The organism is Citrobacter sp. Ce006, assembly GCF_030336535.1.
Classification (GTDB): Bacteria; Pseudomonadota; Gammaproteobacteria; order Enterobacterales; family Enterobacteriaceae; genus Citrobacter; species Citrobacter europaeus.
Genome location: NZ_JAOWDO010000042.1, coordinates 1 through 1520 on the forward strand (window position 1 = coordinate 1; position 1520 = coordinate 1520).

Annotated in this window: 4 protein-coding genes; 2 read left to right on the top strand and 2 right to left on the bottom strand. The window is 49.1% G+C overall.

Annotated elements, in window-relative coordinates:
• Positions 1 to 362: gp53-like domain-containing protein (locus OGV94_RS00830; protein ID WP_502874116.1), on the top strand; the 362-nt coding region annotated here is incomplete at its 5' end.
• A 1-nt stretch (position 363) separates the two neighbouring features.
• A complete protein-coding gene (locus OGV94_RS00835; RefSeq protein ID WP_286522161.1) occupies positions 364 to 786 on the top strand; it encodes a tail fiber assembly protein in 423 nt (140 codons plus the stop codon).
• Here the strand turns inward: OGV94_RS00835 and OGV94_RS00840 are convergent.
• Complete coding sequence (locus OGV94_RS00840) at positions 758 to 1183, bottom strand: tail fiber assembly protein (RefSeq protein WP_286522162.1); 426 nt, start codon at positions 1181 to 1183, stop codon at positions 758 to 760. The genes OGV94_RS00835 and OGV94_RS00840 overlap by 29 nt on opposite strands.
• Positions 1180 to 1520: gp53-like domain-containing protein (locus tag OGV94_RS00845; RefSeq protein WP_502873959.1), on the bottom strand; the 341-nt coding region annotated here is incomplete at its 5' end. The genes OGV94_RS00840 and OGV94_RS00845, both read right to left, overlap by 4 nt.

Below are 1520 nucleotides of genomic sequence, written 5' to 3' on the forward strand. Positions count from 1 at the left end.
TTGGTTTGGGAGATATAGCCCTGGCAGGCGTCATGAGCGCTGTTTTATCTGATGGCGGAAGGCTGACGCTGCCAGTAATTATTAATGGCGCACGCCGCGAATTGCTTATCCAGTGGGGACAAATGCCCTGTTCAAATCTGGCAACAACCACAACAGCATTCCCCGTGCCATTTCCCACTACTTGCCTGAAAGTGGTGGGGTGGGGCTATCAGGTTGCAGGGTCAATACAGGCGTATGCCGTGTTGAATGGTTTTAACCGCAACAGTTTTACGTGGAATGCATTTTATGCTCCGGCGGGTTCTTCTCCATCGCTGGCTACAGCAGCCGCCGTTAACATCCACTACATCGCGATAGGGTATTAATATGAATTACATCTTTTCAGCCACTGATAACGCTTTTTACCCCCTTTCCATGCGACAGCAATATACTGACGCCGGAACATGGCCTGAAAATGGGATTCGGGTTAGCGATGATATTTTTAATGAATTTACCGGACCAGCTCCTGCCGGAAAAATACGAGGAGTTGTAAACGAAATGCCCGCATGGGTCGATTTACCCCCTCCCACACCCCGGCAATTAATTGACCAGGCTGAACAGAAAAAGGAAACACTGAGAGCAACCGCTGATAAAGAAATAGTCTGGCGTCAGGACGCTGTTGATACGGGACTGGCGACGGAAGAAGAAACCGTCGCGTTGTCTGAATGGAAAAAATACCGGGTACTTTTGATGCGCGTTGATGCATCAAAACCTGTATGGCCTACGCCTCCGGGGAAACAGGCCAGTTAATATGCTCAGGGGCGGTTGTCACATCAATCGCCTTCACATCGTTTTTATAAGCCAGCCATGCCGACAGTTTCGCTCTATTGGCGTCGCTGATTTCACCCAGCATCAGTTCCGTTCGCCAGTCGAGCATTACCGAATCAGCATTACTCAGTATTCTCTGGCGTTCGTTCTCTGCGCTCTGGATTAACTCTTCATAGCTCGGTTGGGGGATATCTACCCATGCAGGTAATCCTTCAGGTCCCGCAACTCGTGTTTTTCCTTCCCGATAAGATGTGAACTCATAAAAAACGCTGTCATCAACTGCAACAGCATCAGACGGCCAGTCACCATTGTGTTCATACTGCTCATGATACTGGACAGGGAAAAACAGATTTTTGGCGGCGCTATAAACGTAATTCATGATGAATATCCTATTGCTAAATAACTCGACGACCCTGACTGACGGACGTTATACGCCGACCACATATTGCCGTTAAATCCGGTTTTGGTGATTGAGTTGCACCCTGCCCAGGCTCCAGTTCCGGTTGCCAGCGCACTGGTAAAAATGTGCAGCACATTGCCCGGAAATGGGAATGGAAATGTGACGGCTGTATCTCCTGAAGTAAGCCCGGCAAAACTCCCCCACTGCACAATGATTTGTTTTTCAACACCGCCGATAAGTGCAGGAATAGTGAGGTTTCCTGGTGAAGACTGAGTGGCAACAGCTGCTGCCAGTTTTGCTGCTGTTCCCAAACCAA